This window comes from Pseudomonas sp. NPDC086112 (genome assembly GCF_044746425.1).
Classification (GTDB): domain Bacteria; phylum Pseudomonadota; class Gammaproteobacteria; order Pseudomonadales; family Pseudomonadaceae; genus Aquipseudomonas.
The window spans coordinates 97,878-115,423 of record NZ_JBIVCD010000015.1 but is presented as its reverse complement, the minus strand read 5'-3'; the positions used below and the strand labels follow the sequence as shown (position 1 = coordinate 115,423).

16 protein-coding genes are annotated in these 17,546 nt (G+C 59.9%); 3 read left to right on the top strand and 13 right to left on the bottom strand.

Going from position 1 to position 17,546, the window contains the following annotated elements; all coding sequences use genetic code 11:
- Nucleotides 1-140: 140 nt before the first annotated feature.
- The 9 genes from ACIPLA_RS13700 to ACIPLA_RS13660 form a co-directional block, all read right to left on the bottom strand.
- Nucleotides 141-947 carry a class I SAM-dependent methyltransferase gene (locus ACIPLA_RS13700; protein ID WP_401173575.1) on the bottom strand — a complete coding sequence of 269 codons (807 nt, stop codon included), beginning with the start codon at nt 945-947 and terminating at the stop codon, nt 141-143.
- A gap of 93 nt (nt 948-1,040) precedes the next feature.
- The gene (locus ACIPLA_RS13695; RefSeq protein ID WP_401173573.1) at nt 1,041-1,946 is read right to left on the bottom strand and encodes a LysR family transcriptional regulator; all 906 of its coding nucleotides are present in this window, start codon (nt 1,944-1,946) and stop codon (nt 1,041-1,043) included.
- 199 nt (nt 1,947-2,145) lie between these two features.
- Nucleotides 2,146-2,772 (bottom strand): isochorismate family cysteine hydrolase YcaC, encoded by a 627-nt coding sequence (ycaC, locus tag ACIPLA_RS13690; protein WP_007900772.1) that lies wholly within the window; start codon nt 2,770-2,772, stop codon nt 2,146-2,148.
- A gap of 69 nt (nt 2,773-2,841) precedes the next feature.
- Nucleotides 2,842-4,680 carry an amidohydrolase gene (locus tag ACIPLA_RS13685; protein ID WP_401173570.1) on the bottom strand — a complete coding sequence of 613 codons (1,839 nt, stop codon included), beginning with the start codon at nt 4,678-4,680 and terminating at the stop codon, nt 2,842-2,844.
- A 9-nt stretch (nt 4,681-4,689) separates the two neighbouring features.
- Nucleotides 4,690-5,280 carry an antibiotic biosynthesis monooxygenase gene (locus ACIPLA_RS13680; RefSeq protein WP_123497641.1) on the bottom strand — a complete coding sequence of 197 codons (591 nt, stop codon included), beginning with the start codon at nt 5,278-5,280 and terminating at the stop codon, nt 4,690-4,692.
- A complete protein-coding gene (locus ACIPLA_RS13675) occupies nt 5,273-5,689 on the bottom strand; it encodes a DoxX family protein (protein WP_401173568.1) in 417 nt (138 codons plus the stop codon). The genes ACIPLA_RS13680 and ACIPLA_RS13675 overlap by 8 nt, the downstream gene beginning before the upstream one ends.
- Before the next feature lie 275 nt (nt 5,690-5,964).
- Nucleotides 5,965-6,333, bottom strand: coding sequence for a DUF6124 family protein (locus ACIPLA_RS13670; RefSeq protein WP_218399260.1), 369 nt, complete (start codon nt 6,331-6,333; stop codon nt 5,965-5,967).
- Between the two features lie 534 nt (nt 6,334-6,867).
- On the bottom strand, nt 6,868-7,236 hold the full coding sequence (locus ACIPLA_RS13665) for a DUF6124 family protein (protein ID WP_401173566.1): 369 nt from the start codon (nt 7,234-7,236) through the stop codon (nt 6,868-6,870).
- Nucleotides 7,237-7,674: 438 nt separating this feature from the next.
- On the bottom strand, nt 7,675-8,598 hold the full coding sequence (locus ACIPLA_RS13660) for a LysR family transcriptional regulator (RefSeq protein ID WP_192343415.1): 924 nt from the start codon (nt 8,596-8,598) through the stop codon (nt 7,675-7,677).
- A 228-nt stretch (nt 8,599-8,826) separates the two neighbouring features.
- Here ACIPLA_RS13660 and ACIPLA_RS13655 point away from each other — a divergent pair, with 228 nt between their 5' ends.
- Nucleotides 8,827-9,291 (top strand): helix-turn-helix domain-containing protein, encoded by a 465-nt coding sequence (locus tag ACIPLA_RS13655; protein WP_401173564.1) that lies wholly within the window; start codon nt 8,827-8,829, stop codon nt 9,289-9,291.
- Between the two features lie 33 nt (nt 9,292-9,324).
- Here the strand turns inward: ACIPLA_RS13655 and ACIPLA_RS13650 are convergent, their stop codons facing one another.
- Entirely contained in the window at nt 9,325-10,149 is an 825-nt protein-coding gene (locus ACIPLA_RS13650; RefSeq protein WP_401173562.1) for an alpha/beta fold hydrolase, read from the bottom strand.
- A gap of 34 nt (nt 10,150-10,183) precedes the next feature.
- Nucleotides 10,184-10,759 carry a flavodoxin family protein gene (locus tag ACIPLA_RS13645; RefSeq protein ID WP_123497653.1) on the bottom strand — a complete coding sequence of 192 codons (576 nt, stop codon included), beginning with the start codon at nt 10,757-10,759 and terminating at the stop codon, nt 10,184-10,186.
- 323 nt (nt 10,760-11,082) lie between these two features.
- Here ACIPLA_RS13645 and ACIPLA_RS13640 point away from each other — a divergent pair, with 323 nt between their 5' ends.
- A complete protein-coding gene (locus ACIPLA_RS13640) occupies nt 11,083-13,884 on the top strand; it encodes an ATP-binding protein (RefSeq protein ID WP_401173560.1) in 2,802 nt (933 codons plus the stop codon).
- Here the strand turns inward: ACIPLA_RS13640 and ACIPLA_RS13635 are convergent.
- Nucleotides 13,849-15,327, bottom strand: coding sequence for an ATP-binding protein (locus tag ACIPLA_RS13635; RefSeq protein ID WP_401173558.1), 1,479 nt, complete (start codon nt 15,325-15,327; stop codon nt 13,849-13,851). The genes ACIPLA_RS13640 and ACIPLA_RS13635 overlap by 36 nt on opposite strands.
- A gap of 185 nt (nt 15,328-15,512) precedes the next feature.
- The gene (locus ACIPLA_RS13630; RefSeq protein WP_401173557.1) at nt 15,513-16,463 is read right to left on the bottom strand and encodes a GlxA family transcriptional regulator; all 951 of its coding nucleotides are present in this window, start codon (nt 16,461-16,463) and stop codon (nt 15,513-15,515) included.
- 216 nt (nt 16,464-16,679) lie between these two features.
- Here ACIPLA_RS13630 and ACIPLA_RS13625 point away from each other — a divergent pair, with 216 nt between their 5' ends.
- Nucleotides 16,680-17,402 carry a pirin family protein gene (locus ACIPLA_RS13625; protein WP_401173555.1) on the top strand — a complete coding sequence of 241 codons (723 nt, stop codon included), beginning with the start codon at nt 16,680-16,682 and terminating at the stop codon, nt 17,400-17,402.
- Nucleotides 17,403-17,546: the final 144 nt, after the last annotated feature.

Here is a 17,546-nt window from a genome sequence, read left to right as displayed (position 1 = left end):
GGTCGTTTGAAAAGCGGTGAAAACCGCCTTTCAAACCCACAAAAACGTAAAGGATGTCCCCGGTCTCGATTGTAAAGGATGTATCCGTTTCTACACCGCGATAGCGTCAGTCAATGCAACTCATTTCTCAGATCCGACACTCAGCGCTTCACCGCCACCAACGTGTAACACAACGGCAACTGCGCCTTTTGCTGCTGATACCGATCGTAGAGTTCTTCTCGGTTGGAATGCGGGTATTCCTTGAAGTGGCTGATCTGCAACCCCGCCTCAACAGCACCGGTGAAGATGGCACCCAGGGTGTGGACGAACCAGTAAGACGCTGAGGCGGGCTGTTCGACTTTGCCCTCGTAAACGATCGGCTGGTTCTGGACGAAAGGTTCACTGCGAAAATACGAACTGTCCGGGCGATAGGGATCGGCTGACTCGGGGTCGAACATTTCCAGGAACGGGTGGGTTTCGTACACCACCAGAGCACCGCCGGGCTTGAGGGTTTGCGCGGCATGGCGCAAGAATTCAGCGATGTCCGGCATCCAGTTCAATACGCCGATGGTAATCAGGGCTACATCGAAGCACTGGTGAAGATCAGTCGGCAGGTGATGGATGTCCGCCTCGATGAATTCGGGCTCATGGGGCGAACGGGATGCCAGCTCCCGGGCCTGATCGAGAAAGGCCTCCGACTGGTCAATGCCGACGACACGACGGGCCCCCAGGGCAAACAGCGAAAGACTTTCGCGTCCGTTGTTGCAGCCGAGCTGCACCGCATCCTTGCCGTCGACGCCGACCTGTTGAAGCAACCCGGTGAGGGTGTCATCCAGGCAGGAAAAATCGCCATGGCTCACGGCACTCAAACAGGCCCGCCACTCCGGGGTGTCTTTGTGGTGTTGGGCGGAGTCATTCCACGCATCGCGATTGCTGGCGATGGCTTTTTCTTTTGTCGGCATTTCCATTGCACACTCCAGAATTCAGGCCGTTGATTGGCCGGCACGAGTCTGGATCAGCATCAGAAAAACTACCATTCGAGCTTTGTTGTGATCTTGTAATCACCGGTGGGGCGAAATCTCTTCGCCTTGATTCAACCGCTCACGCAAGAACTCGATCAGCGCCTGCACCGGTCGTGACCTCTGGCGATGCTGCGGGTAGACGGCCGACAAGGTCAGCGGCTTGGGGCGCAAATCATCCAGCACTGGTACAAGTCGGCCGTCCTCCAGGGCCGAACCGACGATGAAGGTCGGCAGGTACGTGATGCCCATACCGGCGATGGCCGCGTCCTTGAGCAACTCACCATTGTTGACCCGCATCCGCCCTGTGACGTTGACGTTCTGCGGCTTGCCCTGCCCCTCGAAACGCCATTGCACCTGACGACCGTGGCCGTAAGGCAGGCAATCATGGGTGTGTAAATCCTCGGGTTTAAGCGGCGTACCCCGCTCGGCCAGATACACCGGGCTGGCACAGTACAGCCGCTCGATGGAGGCGAGACGTCGGGCGATCAGTGTCGAGTCTTCCAGTACGCCAATGCGCAATGCCAAATCGTAGCCCTCACCGAGTAAGTCCACTGGTCGATCACTCAGGTCGACTTCCACGGTGACCTCGCGATAACGCTGCAAAAACTCCGGTAACAGACAGCCCAGATGCGCCACGGCAAACGACAACGGTGCGCTCAGGCGAATGGTGCCGCGAGGCTCGGTGGTCTGGCCGGCGATGCCCTGCTCCACTTGCTCGACTTCGCTGAGCAGGCGCAGGGCTGATTCGTAATAACTCTGCCCCAGCGGCGTGACGTCCAACCGCCGGGTCGAACGGTTGAGCAGGCGCACGCCGAGGCGCTCTTCCAGTTGCATCAGGCGGCGGCTGACGAACTGCTTGGACAACCCTAATTGATCGGCTGCCGCCGTGAAGCTGCCAGAGTCCATGACCTGGCAAAACATACGCATATCTTCGAACGGATTCATTGTCGCGCCCTGGTTTGACAGCCAAACGCTTTATAGCCGTTTTTTTTGTTTCTGACTCCCCAAATCTAAAGATCAAAAAATCGCAGGCTTCGCCCGCTCCTACGGGAATTGAGTACAGGCGGGTGTACCCAATCATGTAGGAGCGGGCGAAGCCTGCGATCTTTTCAAGCGACCGGCCGAGACCGGCAGCCATTACCACTTACTTCGCGGTGAACGTCGTGTAGCTGTTGATCAGGTTGCGGTAGTTCGGGATGCGCTGGGACAACAGGTTGGCCAGGCCTTCCATGTCGTTGCGCCAGTCGCCCTGCAACTCGCAAGCCACGGAGAACCAGTTCAGCAGTTGCGCACCGGCAGCCGACATACGAGCCCACGCCGCTTGTTGCACCGTAGTGTTGAAGGTGCCGGAGGCGTCGGTTACCACGAACACTTCAAAACCTTCAGCCAGTGCCGACAACGTCGGGAACGCCACGCACACGTCAGTTACAACACCGGCAATGATCAGCTGCTTGCGGCCGGTGGCCTTCACGGCTTTGACGAAGTCTTCATTGTCCCAGGCGTTGATCTGGCCCGGGCGTGCAATGAACGGAGCGTCCGGGAACTGCTCTTTGAGTTCCGGCACGATCGGGCCATTCGGGCCGCTGTCGAAACTGGTGGTGAGGACGGTCGGCAGGTTAAAGAACTTGGCGATGTCGCCCAGGGCCAGCACGTTGTTCTTGAATTCGTTAGGCGAGAAATCCTGCACCAACGAGATCAGGCCAGTCTGGTGATCAACCAGCAATACCACTGCATCATCTTTGTTCAGACGTTTGTAAGGAACGTTGCTCATGTGAAACTCCTCGGGGGATGGACTTACCTCAGGGGCGCCGACACACCAGGCCGGCGCATTGTTTAATCACTAGAAGGCAAAACACGAGCAGCCAAACGCGCCCCAGAACCCCTGGAAATCGCTGACCGGCGCGTTCGACAAACGCGCCCGTTCATGGCTGTGGGAATGCACCGCACACGGTCCGCTGCACTGGTGAACCTGCGCCTGCATCGGTGAAGCCGGACGCCAGTGACCCGGCACCTTGACCACCGGCGACCAGTCCGGCAGCACCGGCACGCTAGGCGGTCCAAGCTTTTCGAATTCGCCGGCGGCGTACACCACCTTGCCGCCGACCACAGTCAGCACCGATTCGATCCACTTGATGGCTTCTTCCTCGACGCTGAAGAAGTCGGCGCTCAGGGCGGCGACGTCGGCCAGTTGCCCGACCTTGATCTGGCCTTTCTTGCCTTGTTCGGAGGAAAACCAGGCGCTGCCATGGGTGAACAGTTCCAGCGCGGTCTGCCGGGGCAGGCCTTCGCTGTGCAGCGCCAGCCCACCGACGGTGCGACCGCTGACCATCCAGTACAACGAGGTCCAAGGGTTGTAGCTGGACACTCGAGTCGCATCGGTGCCGGCCCCCACCGGTACACCCTCGGCCAGCATGCGCTTGATCGGTGGCGTGTTTTCGGCGGCCTTGGCGCCATAGCGCTCGGCGAAATACTCGCCCTGGAACGCCATGCGATCCTGGATGGCGATGCCGCCGCCCAGTGCCCTTACCCGCTCGATGTTCTGCGGGGTGATGGTTTCAGCGTGGTCGAAGAACCATGGCAAACCATTGAAGGGAATGTCGCGGTTGACCTTCTCGAACACATCAAGCATGCGGCTGATGGATTCGTTGTAGGTCGCATGCAAACGGAACGGCCAGCGCTGCTCGACGAGGTGGCGAACCACCGGTTCCAGCTCGTCTTCCATGGTTTGCGGCAAGTCCGGACGCGGCTCGAGGAAGTCTTCGAAATCCGCCGCCGAGAACACCAGCATTTCCCCGGCGCCGTTGTGCCGCAGGAAGTCGTCACCCTGATGCAGCTTGACGCTGCCGGTCCAGTTCTTGAAATCGGTCAGTTCTTCCTTGGGCTTCTGGGTGAACAGGTTGTAGGCGATGCGGATGGTCAGTTGCTGGTCCTTGGCCAACTGCTCGATCACCGCGTAGTCGTCCGGGTAATTCTGGAAACCACCGCCCGCGTCGATGGCACTGGTCAGGCCGAGCCGATTGAGTTCGCGCATGAACTGGCGGGTCGAGTTGACCTGATATTCGAGCGGTAACTTCGGCCCCTTGGCCAGGGTCGAGTACAAAATCATCGCGTTCGGCCGCGCCACCAGCATGCCGGTCGGCTCACCGTTGGCATCGCGCACAATCTCGCCGCCCGGCGGGTTCGGCGTATTACGGGTGTAACCGGCGACGCGCAGTGCCGCACGGTTAAGCAAGGCGCGGTCGTACAAATGCAGCACGAACACCGGCGTATCGGGTGCGGCCTGATTGAGTTCTTCCAGGGTCGGCATGCGCTTCTCGGCAAACTGGAATTCGTTCCAGCCACCCACCACCCGCACCCACTGCGGCGTGGGCGTGCGGTCGGCCTGATCCTTGAGCATGCGCAAGGCATCGGCCAGGGACGGCACACCTTCCCAGCGCAGTTCGAGGTTGTAGTTCAAACCACCGCGGATCAGGTGCAAGTGCGAGTCGTTGAGGCCGGGGATGACGCACCGGCCCTTAAGATCGATGACCTGCGTGCCCGAACCGCGCAGGGCCATGGCATCGGCATCGGTGCCAACCGCGACGAAGCGGCCGTCGCTGATCGCCACGGCGCTGGCGAGGGGCTTCTCACGGTCAACGGTATGGAACTGGCCATTGAACAGAATCAGATCGGCGTTCATCGCGTTTCCTTAAGGCTGTGTGGAATGGGACTGGCCGGCTTCCAGCCACGGCGCGAACAGGCGCGTGGCCAACGGCATAAAGACGTACACCACCGACAGCACAATGGTCAGGGTGATCAGGAAAGTGGCGACCACGTAGTTGGACAGGAATGCATTGAGCTGCAACAGCGGCCCCCAGATCAGCGGCACCAGCAAGGTGTGCGGCAAAATCACCAGTAACGTCACTACGGCCTGCTTCCAGCGCGGCGGTGGCGAACCGGCCTCAGCCAGTGGTGAGAACCAGAACTCATTGACCGGGTTGACCTCGGTCTGGTCGCCGTCGGCCAGCATCGGCGCAGCTTCGTCGACCAGCGCCTGGCGTTGCGGCGAGTCGAGCCAGCGCTGCATCGCGTCAGTGGAGCAAAACCGCAGCACGCAGGTGAACAGGTCGAGGCCACCGCTCTTGCCGCGAATCACATCCACGCCCAAGTGTCCTTCGCGTTGCCCGGCCACGCTGACGATGTTGCGCAGCCAGGCTTCATAGGCCGCTTCAAAACCGGCCTTGACCCTATGTTTGACGATCAGCGTCACGACTTCTTCGAATCGATTGGAATCAGGCATAACGGAGGGCTCCAGCGAGACGAACATTGAGCGCCAGCCGTCCGGGCCCGGCGATGAAAATGCTGGTGAAGAGGATCAACAGCAACCAGCCGAACTGCCCTTCGGCCACGCTCCATTGCGGATGCACAATCAGCATCGCCACCAGCAGCACAAAGAGAATAGGCAAGCACGCCAGCCGCGCCAGCACCCCGGCGATGATCAGTAATGGGCAGAGGACTTCGGCGAAAATCGCCAGGATCAGGGTGAGGTGGGCACCGAGGTGGAAAGGGTCTTCGATCAGTTGCAGCTGCGCACTGAAGTCCAGCAGCTTGGGCAAGCCGTGAACCCACAGCAGAAACAGACCACCACTGACCCGCAAAAACAGCAGCCCGAAATCTTGAGCCTGTTCATTCCATCGCGAAGCGTTCATGGCCCTACCCTTGATCAATCATTGCCCTGAATAGTGCAGTGACGGGGGAGGGAAAAATTGAATGTACGTGCTCTCTTTGCTCAACACGCTGAACGCCCAAACGACACAAAACCCTGTGGGAGCGGGCTTGCTCGCGAAGGCTTTGGGTCAGTCGACATCACTGTTGAATGACACACCCCATTCGCGAGCAAGCCCGCTCCCACAGGGTTTTGTGCGTGTTCACTTACTGCTCAAGCACAAAAAACGGCCCGAAGGCCGTTTCGTATTCAATCCGGTCAGACGGCCGGGGCTGCCTTCAATTCCAGACTATCCAGCGCCCGACTCACAGCCAGTTCACCCAGCATGACGAGCTGCGCGACGCCCAGTATCGTATTGCGCTGCGACCCCTCCAGAAACCCGGCACAGTCACTGGCGATCACCTTGGCCGAGGCAAAGGATTCGCAGGCATTGGCCAGTAGCTCTTCGATGTCGATGCCCGGAGCGACGGTGTAAATCGTGCTCGGTTTGCGCGAAGTCTTGGCGGCGGACGGTTTGAGGTAGTGATCAAGAGCACGCTCGGCGGCTTCATTGAGTTTTTTGGGATCGAGGGGATCATAGGGGGAAACGTCGTCGGTTTCTGGCGGGTTAGGTGTGGCTTTGAACATGGTGAATCTCCTTTGGAAAATAGCACCACCAGAACCTGTCGCTAAACAAATAAGGGTGGCGACTGTATGCAGGTTAGCGAACCGGTCAAAGGCACCCGGTAGACCCGAGGGTCTCCCGCATACAGCCACCATAACGCAATTGCAGACGTCAAAAGTCGGCAATGAAGTCTGGAGCACTGATGCACTTTGAATAGTCCGAGTCGCTAAACCCGATCGCTGATTGGCAGCGATGCGGAAACGATAAAGACCAGGCCCAAAGCGCACAAGCCGGCGGATTCTGGCGCAGTCGTAGGCAACGGCGCAAGGATCTGTAGCTTTCAGGAAGTAACGCTAAACACCATTAAACACAGCCCTCAAATCAACACACATTCCCCTGTGGGAGCGGGCTTGCTCGCGAAGGCGGTGTGTCATTCAACGGTGATGTCGACTGGCCCACCGCCTTCGCGAGCAAGCCCGCTCCCACAGGGTTTTGTGCGTGCTCACTACTGCTCAGGCACAAAAAACGGCCCGAAGGCCGTTTCGTATTGAATCCGGTCAGACGGCCGGGGCTGCCTTCAATTCCAGACTATCCAGCGCCCGACTCACAGCCAGTTCACCCAGCATGATGAGCTGCGCGACGCCCAGTATCGTATTGCGCTGCGACCCCTCCAGAAACCCGGCACAGTCACTGGCGATCACCTTGGCCGAGGCAAAGGATTCGCAGGCATTGGCCAGTAGCTCTTCGATGTCGATGCCCGGGGCGACGGTGTAAATCGTGCTCGGTTTGCGCGGGGTCTTGGGGGCGGACGGTTTGAGGTAGTGATCAAGAGCACGCTCGGCGGCTTCGTTGAGTTTTTTGGGATCGAGGGGATCGTAGGGGGAAACGTCGTCGGTTTCTGGCGGGTTAGGTGTGGCTTTGAACATGGTGAATCTCCTACAAGAAATGGAGCCACCAAGACCTGTCGCTAAACAGGTAAGGGTGGCGGCTGCACGCAGGTTAGCGAACCGGGTGTAGGCGCCCGGCAGACCCGAAGGTCTCCCGCGCACAGCCGCCATGACATCAATCGCAGACATGAACAATCTGCAAGAGAGTTTGGAGCGCTGTTGCGCCTACAAAGGTTCGGGTCGCTAAACCCGATCGCTGATTCGTCAGCGACCGGGAAACAATAGAGCCCGGCCATTAGGCACACAAGCCGGCGGATTCTGGCGCAGTCGTAGGCAACGGCGCAAGGATCTGTAGCTTTCAGGAAGTAACGCTAAACACCATTAAACACAGCCCTCGAATCAACACACATTCCCCTGTGGGAGCGGTGTGGGTATGCAAGATGGGTCGTCTCAAAAGATCGCAGTCTTCGGCAGCGCCTACGGGGTTGGTATGTTCAGGGGCTCGGACATGAACTGACTGATCCGTGAGCGCAGCCATTTTTCGGCAGGATCGTTGTCATGCACCCCGCTCCACGCCATCGACAACTGCGCGGCGTCGATAGGAAACGGCGGATCTTCGGCGCGCAAGGTACATCCCTCGACCAGCGCACACGCAGCGTAATCCGGCACCGTGGCAATCATCTCGGTACCGGCCAACAACGCCCGCAAGCCACTGAATTGCGGCACGCCCAGCACCACGCGGCGAGAGCGGCCGACCTTGGCCAGATCCATATCGATGTTGCCGCTCAGGTCACCGGAGAACGACACCATCGCGTGCGGCCGTGCGCAATACTCGTCGAGGGTCAGGGGCCCTGGACGATCGTCACCGCGCAGCACTTTGCAGGGAATGTCGCGCAGGCGTTTGCGCTTGGCATTGGCCGGCAGGTCGGTGGTGTAACTCACCCCCACCGAAATCTCGCCAGACGCGAGCAACGCCGGCATCAGCAGATAATTGGCGCGGCGCACCACGACCACAATCCCCGGCGCTTCTTCTTGCAGTTTGCGCAACAACGGAGGAAAGAGTCCGAACTCGGCATCGTCCGACAGCCCGATGCGAAACACGTCGCAGCTGGTCGTTGGGTCGAATTCCTTGGCGCGGCTGACCGCCCCCGAGATGGTGTCCATCGCCGGTTGCAGTTCCTTGAGAATCGCCAGCGCCCGCGCGGTCGGCTCCATCCCGCGACCGTTGCGCAGCAACAACGGATCGTCGAACAAATCACGCAACCGCCCCAGCGCAGCGCTCACCGCGGGTTGGCCCATGAAGAGTTTTTCGGCGACCCGGGTCAGGTTTTTTTCGAACATCAGGGCTTCGAAAATCACCAGCAGGTTCATGTCGACGCGGCGCAGATCGTTACGGTTCATAAGCACAATCCCATGGTGTTTTCAGCCCGGCACGAAGGTTGACGAGTATCTGACTTTACTCGAGACGGCCCGCCCGGATCGAGGAATTAACAACGTTTAACTCGCAAGCCAAAGCCCCCACGACCAAGAATGAAGCCCTCTGCGCAGACCTGTTTTTTTTCAGAAAAGGGAACGTGCTGACCCACCGTGCAGTGCACCAGCGCGCTCCCACCGACACGGACATTTGTCATGGCTCACTTCCAGCAGAACGCGGTCAGCGCGTCAGCCACCCAAACACGAAAAAAACCCGCAGGCGGGCTCAGCCCCTGGCGTGAACATCTGGCCAAGCAGCTGATCCTCGACCATCTCGATGAAACCCTGGAAGTGACTGAACTGGCACGGGCGTGCGCCCTGTCACGCAGTCATTTTTCCCGTGCGTTCAAGTGCAGCACCGGTGTTTCACCGCAGGACTGGATCCGACAGCAACGCATCGCCCGGGCCAAGCATTTGATCCAGAACACCGACATGACCCTGACGCAAATCAGCCTGGAATGTGGCTTCTGCGATCAGGCACATTTCTCCCATATCTTCACCCGCAGCGAAGGCATCACACCGTTTGCCTGGCGCTGTCGAACGGTGCGTTCTCTTCCCCCTCTCACAATCAAAAGATCGCAGCCTTCGGCAGCGCCTACAGGAGTTCACTTAACCCTGTAGGCGCTGGCGCAGCCTGCGATCTTTTGATCTTGATCAGCCCTTGATGAACGCCAGCAGATCTTCGTTGAGTTGATCCTTGTGGGTATCGGTCAGGCCGTGGGGTGCTCCCGGGTAGACCTTCAAGATGGAGCCCTTGACCAGTTTTGCCGCAGCGATACCGGCGGCGTCGATCGGCACGACCTGGTCGTCGTCGCCATGCACCACCAGGGTCGGTACGTCGAACTTCTTCAGGTCTTCGGTAAAGTCGGTTTCGGAGAACGCCTTGATGCAGTCATACGCGTTCTTGTGGCCGGACATCATGCCCTGCAGCCAGAACCAGTCGATCATGCCTTGGGACGGCTTGGCACCCGGGCGATTGAAACCAAAGAACGGACCACTGGCCAGATCCTTGTACAGCTGCGAACGGTCGGCCAGGGACGCCTGACGAATACCGTCGAACACTTCCAGCGGCAAGCCGCCAGGGTTGGCTTCGGTCTTGAGCATCAACGGCGGCACCGAGGAAATCAGCCCGGCCTTGGCCACGCGTCCAGTGCCGTGGCGACCAATGTAGCGCGCCACTTCGCCACCGCCGGTGGAGAAGCCGAATAGCACGGCGTTTTGCAGGTCCAGATGCTCGATCAGCTGCGCCAGGTCATCGGCGTAAGTGTCCATCTCATTGCCGAACCACGGCTGGCTCGAACGCCCGTGACCACGGCGATCATGGGCGATGACCCGATAGCCTTTCGAAGCCAGGAAGATCATCTGCGACTCCCAGCTGTCAGCGTTCAATGGCCAACCGTGGCTGAAGACGATTGGCTGACCTGTGCCCCAGTCCTTGTAGTAAATCTCGGTGCCGTCTCGGGTGGTAAAGGTGCTCATGGTGATGTCTCCTCATGCATGGTTTTTGTGGCGGTTAATAAGAGGTGCGGACCATTCGCTCAGCCAGGCGTGCCACCCGCTCGCCCAAATGCGCGGCAGTGCGGCGGTCTTCGGGCGGCGGTGCAAGGTCGGGGGACTGTTCGACGTTCGATTGGGCCATGGCTCCCAGCGAACTGCCGAGCCGGTTCAACTGCCCATCGAACAGGCCAATGCTGCTGCGCGCCGGCAGCAGGTCGAGGCCGACCCAGATCATCGAGTGCTGGGCGGCGAACACTGCCATCTGCTGCAAGGTGTTGAGCTTGTCGCCGCACAGGCAGCCTGAGTTGGTGAAGCCGGCGGCAAGTTTGTCGCGCCAGGGCTGGGCCAGGTAGAACGAGGCGGTAGCGTCCATGAAGCCCTTGAAGGCTGCCGAAGCACTGCCCATGTAGGTCGGGGCGCCAAAGATGATTGCATCGGCGCGGTGTAAGCGTTCCCAGTGATCGTCCACTTCTTCGACCGGAATCAGCCGACAGGTGCTGCCCAGGTGCCGTTCCACACCCTGGCCCACGGCCTCGGCCATGACCCGGGTGTGCCCGTAGCCACTGTGATAGACAACCACCACGTTGCTCATTCCGGCTCCTCCAGAAGGGTTCATCCTTTTTGCGGCACGCTTTTTGGTGCAAGAAGGCCGGTGCCTTCGGTTGAACTTGAAGGGATGGATTTTTGAGCGTAGACCGGACACACGACGAGTTAAACGTTGTTAATTTTCAACGGGGCGCCCACGCCCCCGGCCAACACCGCACCCAATAAATACGGGATCGACAAGCGCTGACGGGAATCCAGCAGCCGATGCACACACCGACGAGGTGCACGACAGAGCATTGCACTGCCGAAAAAACCTGAGGAATATGCCCCGATACCGTGCGACAGACGGATGCAAGCAGGAGCGACCCGTTGACCCTTTCTCCCGAACAGGCCATTCATTTCGGCCCTTACCGGATTTACCCCGGACAGCGCCTGGTGATGGAGGCCGACCAGCCCTTGCGTCTAAGTCGGCGGGCCATGGACATTCTGTTGATCCTGCTGGAACACGCCGGGCAGGTGGTGAGCAAGCAGCAACTGATCGCCCGGGTCTGGCCCAAAAGCGTGGTGGAAGACATCAACCTGCGGGTGCACATGGCTGCGCTGCGCAAGGCCCTCGGTGATGGTCAGGCCGGCCAGCGCTACATCATCACCGTTGCTCAGCGCGGCTACAGTTTTGTCGCGCCGTTCTCTGTGGAGCACATCGAGCAAAGCCCGAAAAGCGCCGAAAATGGGAGCCGGCATAACCTGCCAATCCGTCGGACCCGCATGATTGGTCGTCAGGCTCTGGTCGACAGCGTGATAACGCAATTGACGCGGCAGCGTTTCATCACCCTCGTGGGCCCCGGCGGAATCGGCAAGACCACGGTGGCGCTGCGCGTCGCCGAGCAATTGATCAGCCACTACCGAGACGGCATTCGCCTGCTGGACCTGGCACCGATCAACGACCCTTTGATGATCACCACGCACTTGGCAACGCTGCTGGATTTATCCTTGCACGACGCCGAACCCATGAGCGGTCTCGCCACGTTCCTGCGCGAACGGCAGATGCTGCTGGTCATCGACAATTGCGAACACTTGATCGATGCCATTGCGTTGCTCAGTGAAAGCATCCTGCGCGCGGCGCCCCAAGTGCACATTCTGGCCACCAGCCGCGAGAGCCTGCGGGCCGAAGGCGAGTTCGTGCAGCGCCTGGAATCGCTGGACTGCCCACCGCCCATCGCCGTGCTCGACCGCGCTCAGGCCCTGACGTTTTCGGCGCTGCAATTGTTTGTCGAACGGGCGATGGCCAGCCACGACAGTTTCGAACTGAGCGAAGCCGAACTACCGCTGGCCATTGAAATCTGCCGGCGTCTGGACGGCATACCGCTGGCCATCGAACTGGCGGCAGCGCAAGTGGGCAGCCTGGGTTTGAGTGGGTTGCTGTTGCAGCTGCAAGGCAACTTTCGCCTGCTCACCCAAGGCTGCCAAACGACCTTGGGCCGCCATCAGACGCTGCGCGCGACGCTGGACTGGAGCTTCGAACTGCTCAATGCCTGCGAGCAAATCTGCCTGCGTCGACTGGGTATTTTTCGGGGCGCCTTCACCCTGGAGTCGGCGGCCGCCGTGATCGTCGGTGAACACCTCGAACCCGGCGTGGTGTTCGCCTCGATCACCCAATTGGTCGCCAAGTCATTATTGAACGTGGAAGTCGGCGACGAAGAAGTGTTCTACCGGCTGCTCGACACCACACGTGGCTATGCACTGGAAAAACTCGCCCAGGCCCAGGAATTGCCGGACACCCGCGAGCGCCACGCCGAACGCTGCCTGACCTTGATGCAGCAAGCCCAGAACGACTGGGAGCAGATCTCGAGCGAGCGCTGGACCGAGCGTTACGCCCGCAACCTGGAAGACATCCGTTCTGCACTCGATTGGGGCTTGAACGCTCAAGGACCGCAGGCCTTGGCGATCCGCCTCGCTGCAACCTCGACGCCGCTCTGGCAGGAACTGTCGCTGCTCAAAGAGCACGGCGCGTATGTGCGCAAAGCTTTGGCGTTGCTCGAAGCGACGCGTCAGCCCTGCCCGCGTGTGACCATGACCCTCAAGCTTGCCCTCGGCAGTTCCTGCTACCACACCCTGGGCAGCAGCGACGAAGCCGTCGAAGCGTTTGTCAGCGCCAAATACCTGGCCGAACACTGCAACGATGTGGCCGGTCAGCTCAAGGCGATTTCCGGGCACTTGGCGGTTGATCTTAGTTGCGGCCACTACCAACAGGCCCTGGAGCAGAGCCGACAATTTGAGCAGTTGGGGCTGCACGGTGATGCGGTGTTGGCCCTAAGCACCCAACGCTTGCGGGTTCTGGCGCTGCACTTTGCGGGGGATCAGGCTCTGGCGCGGGAGAATGTCGAACAGGTTATTCAATGCCTGGCCCAGAGCGGGCACCTCAACCGCTTCACCTACTGTTTTGGTGTGCATTACGATCAAAGCGTCGCAGCCCTGACGATTCTGGCACGCATTCTCTGGTTACAAGGGCACCCGGAAAAAGCCTGGCACACCGCACGACAGGCGCTCGACATCGCGATGCAGATCAATCATGGCACGTCCATCTGCTACACCCTGGCGCTGGCCGGTTGCCTGATCGCTCACTACAACGGCGACACCCCGGTCGCCCGCGAGCTCCTGAACCTGCTGCTTGAACAGGCGAAGAAACACTCGGTGCTGCTGTTCTACACGTGGGCCAAACATTACGCGCAGGTAATCGGGGGGGCCGATGCGCCCTCCTCACCGCAAGCAAACAGCGGGTTGATCAAGGAAATCATGGTCACGCTGGACAGTCGTTTCATCGATGACGCATTGCTGGAACGAGCCGAAAACGGTACGGCGGGCTGGAGCACGGCGGAAATTCTACGAGCCCGGGCCGACGCGTTGCTGACCGAGGATTGCCCGACCGGGGTCAGTGCGGCTGAGGCGGTGCTGTTCAAAGCTTTAGCCGTGGCAAAAACCCAGGGAGCGCTGGCCTGGGAACTGCGTAGCGCCACCTCATTGGCCCAACTATGGCAGCGTCAGGGTCACTTTCAGCAAGCCTATGAGCTGTTGGCGCCGATTTACCAGCGCTTCACCGAAGGCTTTGCCACACCGGACTTGACGAAAGTCCGTCGGCTACTCGACGAGCTGCAGCGACACCTGCCCGGCTGATGTCCAGCGTGCCCGGCTGATGTAGCCCTCATAACGCAGTTCACAGGCGCGCAAGTAGCCACTGTCGTCGAGTTTTTCCAGGGCATAGGCGCGGGTGGTGTTGAGGAAACGGTAACGGGTCACGCCGCTGCTCTGCTCCACCGACAGCAGCGATTTGCGCGCCAGGCTTTCCACCCCTTTAACCAGACTGGCAGGCAACAGCACCGCGCAACTGATCACGCCAATTGCCGCGTCCAGGGTGAACGCCATTTTGAACACTGCCAGCCGCTGCAGCACGGTTTGCTCCAACGGGCTTAGCTGTTCATAGCTCCAGTCCAGTGCGGCTTTCAGGCTCTGATGCCGTGGCACGGCAGTGCGCCGCCCCTGTGTCAGCAGTTGAAAACAGTTACCCAGTTGCGCTTGCAACCCCACCAACGCCAACGCATCGATCTGCGCCGCCGCCAGTTCAATGGCCAAGGGCAGGCCATCCAGGCGCCGACAGATTTCGCGCACTGCCTTGAGGTCCTGTTGGCGCAGGGCAAACCCTTGCTGACGGGCTCGGGCGCGGCTGACCAACAGCTGCACCGCCGAATAACCCATGGCCTCGGCCACGTTGTATATCGCTGAGGCCGGCGGCACCGCCAGGGCCGGTATATGCAGCAGCGTTTCTCCCGCCGCTCGCAGGGGTTCGCGGCTGGTGGCCAGGATCGACAGCCGTGGCGCCGAGGCCAACAGATTGTCTACCACTGCCCGACAGCATTCGAGCAGATGATCGCAATTGTCGAGCACCACCAAGGCATGCCGCTGCTCCAGCGCCGCCCCGCCGACGTCCAGTTCCAGCGTGCGCGACAGATGCTCGACGAGTTGCCCCGGGTCATCGATGGCCGCCAGATCAACCCTCCAGACACCGTCCTGATAGTGCTGCAACAGCAACTCGGCCACGCGCAGCGCCACGGTAGTTTTGCCAATGCCGGCGGGACCAATCAGAGTCATGAGACGTCGAACCGGCAACTGCCGGGCCACACTGCCGGCGATCGAGTCGCGACCGGTCACCGGTGTGAGCCGCGCAGGCAGGTTGTGCTGAGGCTTGTGTTCCGTCTCGACCGGCACCCGCGTGCCTGTCCCGTCGCGTTGTACCGGGGCGATGAAGCTGTAGCCGCGCTGGGGAATATTGACGATGTAACGCTGGCCGTTCTGGCCATCGCCAAGTGCCCGACGCAGGGCGGCGATATGCACACGCAGGTTGATTTCCTCGACCACCGAGGTCGGCCAGACATGCGCGATCAGGGCATCCTTACTCACCACTGAACCGGCGCGCTCGAGCAGCACCTGCAAAATATCCAGGGCCCGCCCGCCCATGCGCAGCGCTCGATCACCGTCCAGGATCAGTCGCTGATGCAGGTGGAACGCGTAGGGCCCGAAGCGCAGCACCGCATCGCTGTTTATATTGCTGAGGCTGTTCATGCACGTTCATGCGCTGAAAACCTGGGCCGGCTCAAGGCACTGCAAAATCCATCGCCCCCGTCCATCCAGGCTCCCGCATCTCCATGGCAAAGAGTTCATAGGTATCTTGGCAGGCATGGGTGACGGTACAACGGCCACGGGAGGAGCATCACGGCCATCACGGTGCGCGTGACGGACAACGCCCCCTAACTGAACTGTTCGCGGTACTGAGTGGGGGTCAGGCCGAGCTTTTCACTGAACAGAAAGCGCATATGCCGCACGCTGCCGAAGCCACTTTTATAGGCCACGGTCTTGAGCGGCAGGTCGCTGGTTTCCAGCAGGTTCCTGGCGCAATCGATGCGCGCACTTTGCAGAAACTCCATGGGCGTCATGTTCACTTCCCGGGCGAAAACCCGGGCAAAGTGCCGCGCACTCATGTTCACCAGGCTGGCCATGCGTTCGATGCTGAACGCTTCATCAAGGTGTTCGAGCACATGGTTCTGCACCCGGGTGATCGGCGTTTCATGGGGTGCCACTGCCGCCATCAACGGGCTGAACTGCGCCTGCCCGCCCTGGCGTTTCATTACCACCAACAACACCTTGGCGACGTCCTGGGCGACCTTCTTGCCATGGTCTTCGGCAACCACCGCGAGCGCCAGGTCGATGCCAGCGGTGACACCGCCAGAGGTGATGAGATTGCGGTCTTGTACGTAAATCTGATCGGTCTCGACGGTGGCCTTGGGGAAGCCTTTGATCAGACGTTCGGTGTAATGCCAGTGAGTGGTCACGCGATAGCCGTCCAGCAGCCCGGCATGCCCGAGCACGAATGCGCCGGTGCAGATCGACCCATAACGGTTCGCCCGGGTGACAGCGCCCTGAAGCCAGGCGAGCAATGACGGATGTTTTTCGTTGTAGGCTCCCGGCCCGCCCGGCACCAGCAACAAGTCATAGCGCTCATTCGCCTGATCGATGTGCAAATCGGCCTGAACGTTAACGCCGTTTGAGGCTCGCAGCGCGCCCGGCTCGGTGCCGATGGTCGACAGCTCGTAACGGTCCGCCGAATCCAGATAACGATTGGCGATGGAAAACACCTCCATGGGCCCGGCCATGTCGAGCAGAAGAAAGTCGGGGAACAGCACCATTGCCACGGTTTTCATGGATTGGACATCACTGATATCAGAGAAGAAGGAAAATAGCGTCAGCAGTGCTGAGCATTATGGCCAAATGTACCAACAAGGATACGTGAACCAGCACCAAATACTGTCAACTTGAAAGAGACAGTATTTCAATTTTCATCTACTTATTGCACCAGACGGTAAACATTAACCTTCTCCTCACTCGGACGAATTCACGTCCTGACAGGAGATTTCATCATGCTGACCCTTCGTAAAGCTTCGGATCGCGGCGCGGCCAATCACGGTTGGTTGAAGTCGTTCCATACCTTCTCCTTCGCCAACTACCGCAACCCTCGGGAGCAGGGTTTTTCAGACTTGCTGGTGATCAACGACGACCGTGTGGCGGCTGGCAAAGGCTTTGGCCAGCACCCTCACCGCGACATGGAGATTTTTTCCTATGTGCTCGAAGGTGCCCTGGAACACAAGGACACCTTAGGCACCGGTTCGGTGATCCGTCCCGGTGATGTGCAACTGATGAGCGCTGGCAGCGGCGTGGCTCACAGCGAGTTCAACCATTCGACGAACAAACCGGTGCACTTCCTGCAAATCTGGATCGTGCCAGAGGTTAGCGGCGCCAAACCGCGTTACCAGCAAGAGCACTTCAGCACGCAGAAAAAACGCGGGCGCTTGCAACTGATCATCTCCCCGGATGGCGCCAACGGTTCGCTGAAAGTTCGCCAGGATGCGCGGGTATATGCCGGCCTGATCGACGGCAAGGAAAGCGCCACCCTGGAACTGGCCGCCGATCGTTACGCCTATGTGCATGTGGCGCGCGGCAGTGTCGAGTTGAACGGCATGCCGTTGCAGGAAGGCGATGGTGTGCGGGTTCGGGAAGAACAGGTGCTGAGCTTGAGCAACGGCGTGGATGCCGAGGTGTTGGTGTTTGATTTGCGGCCGCAGGAGTTGCCGCAAATGCCGTGAAGCCGGTGTTTCAATGCGCAAAAAAGCCTGCGGGCTAATGCTGGTCAGTTAAACGCAATCCCTGTGGGAGCGGGCTTGCTCGCGAAGGCGTCGGGTCAGCCAGCATCAATGTTGAATGACACACCGCCTTCGCGAGCAAGCCCG

Coding starts and splice junctions, on each gene's coding strand:
- ACIPLA_RS13700 (WP_401173575.1), bottom strand. CDS start 947: ATGGAAATGCCGACAAAAGAAAAAGCCATCGCCAGCAATCGCGATGCG.
- ACIPLA_RS13695 (WP_401173573.1), bottom strand. CDS start 1,946: ATGAATCCGTTCGAAGATATGCGTATGTTTTGCCAGGTCATGGACTCT.
- ycaC (WP_007900772.1), bottom strand. CDS start 2,772: ATGAGCAACGTTCCTTACAAACGTCTGAACAAAGATGATGCAGTGGTA.
- ACIPLA_RS13685 (WP_401173570.1), bottom strand. CDS start 4,680: ATGAACGCCGATCTGATTCTGTTCAATGGCCAGTTCCATACCGTTGAC.
- ACIPLA_RS13680 (WP_123497641.1), bottom strand. CDS start 5,280: ATGCCTGATTCCAATCGATTCGAAGAAGTCGTGACGCTGATCGTCAAA.
- ACIPLA_RS13675 (WP_401173568.1), bottom strand. CDS start 5,689: ATGAACGCTTCGCGATGGAATGAACAGGCTCAAGATTTCGGGCTGCTG.
- ACIPLA_RS13670 (WP_218399260.1), bottom strand. CDS start 6,333: ATGTTCAAAGCCACACCTAACCCGCCAGAAACCGACGACGTTTCCCCC.
- ACIPLA_RS13665 (WP_401173566.1), bottom strand. CDS start 7,236: ATGTTCAAAGCCACACCTAACCCGCCAGAAACCGACGACGTTTCCCCC.
- ACIPLA_RS13660 (WP_192343415.1), bottom strand. CDS start 8,598: ATGAACCGTAACGATCTGCGCCGCGTCGACATGAACCTGCTGGTGATT.
- ACIPLA_RS13655 (WP_401173564.1), top strand. CDS start 8,827: ATGGCTCACTTCCAGCAGAACGCGGTCAGCGCGTCAGCCACCCAAACA.
- ACIPLA_RS13650 (WP_401173562.1), bottom strand. CDS start 10,149: ATGAGCACCTTTACCACCCGAGACGGCACCGAGATTTACTACAAGGAC.
- ACIPLA_RS13645 (WP_123497653.1), bottom strand. CDS start 10,759: ATGAGCAACGTGGTGGTTGTCTATCACAGTGGCTACGGGCACACCCGG.
- ACIPLA_RS13635 (WP_401173558.1), bottom strand. CDS start 15,327: ATGAACAGCCTCAGCAATATAAACAGCGATGCGGTGCTGCGCTTCGGG.
- ACIPLA_RS13630 (WP_401173557.1), bottom strand. CDS start 16,463: ATGAAAACCGTGGCAATGGTGCTGTTCCCCGACTTTCTTCTGCTCGAC.
- ACIPLA_RS13625 (WP_401173555.1), top strand. CDS start 16,680: ATGCTGACCCTTCGTAAAGCTTCGGATCGCGGCGCGGCCAATCACGGT.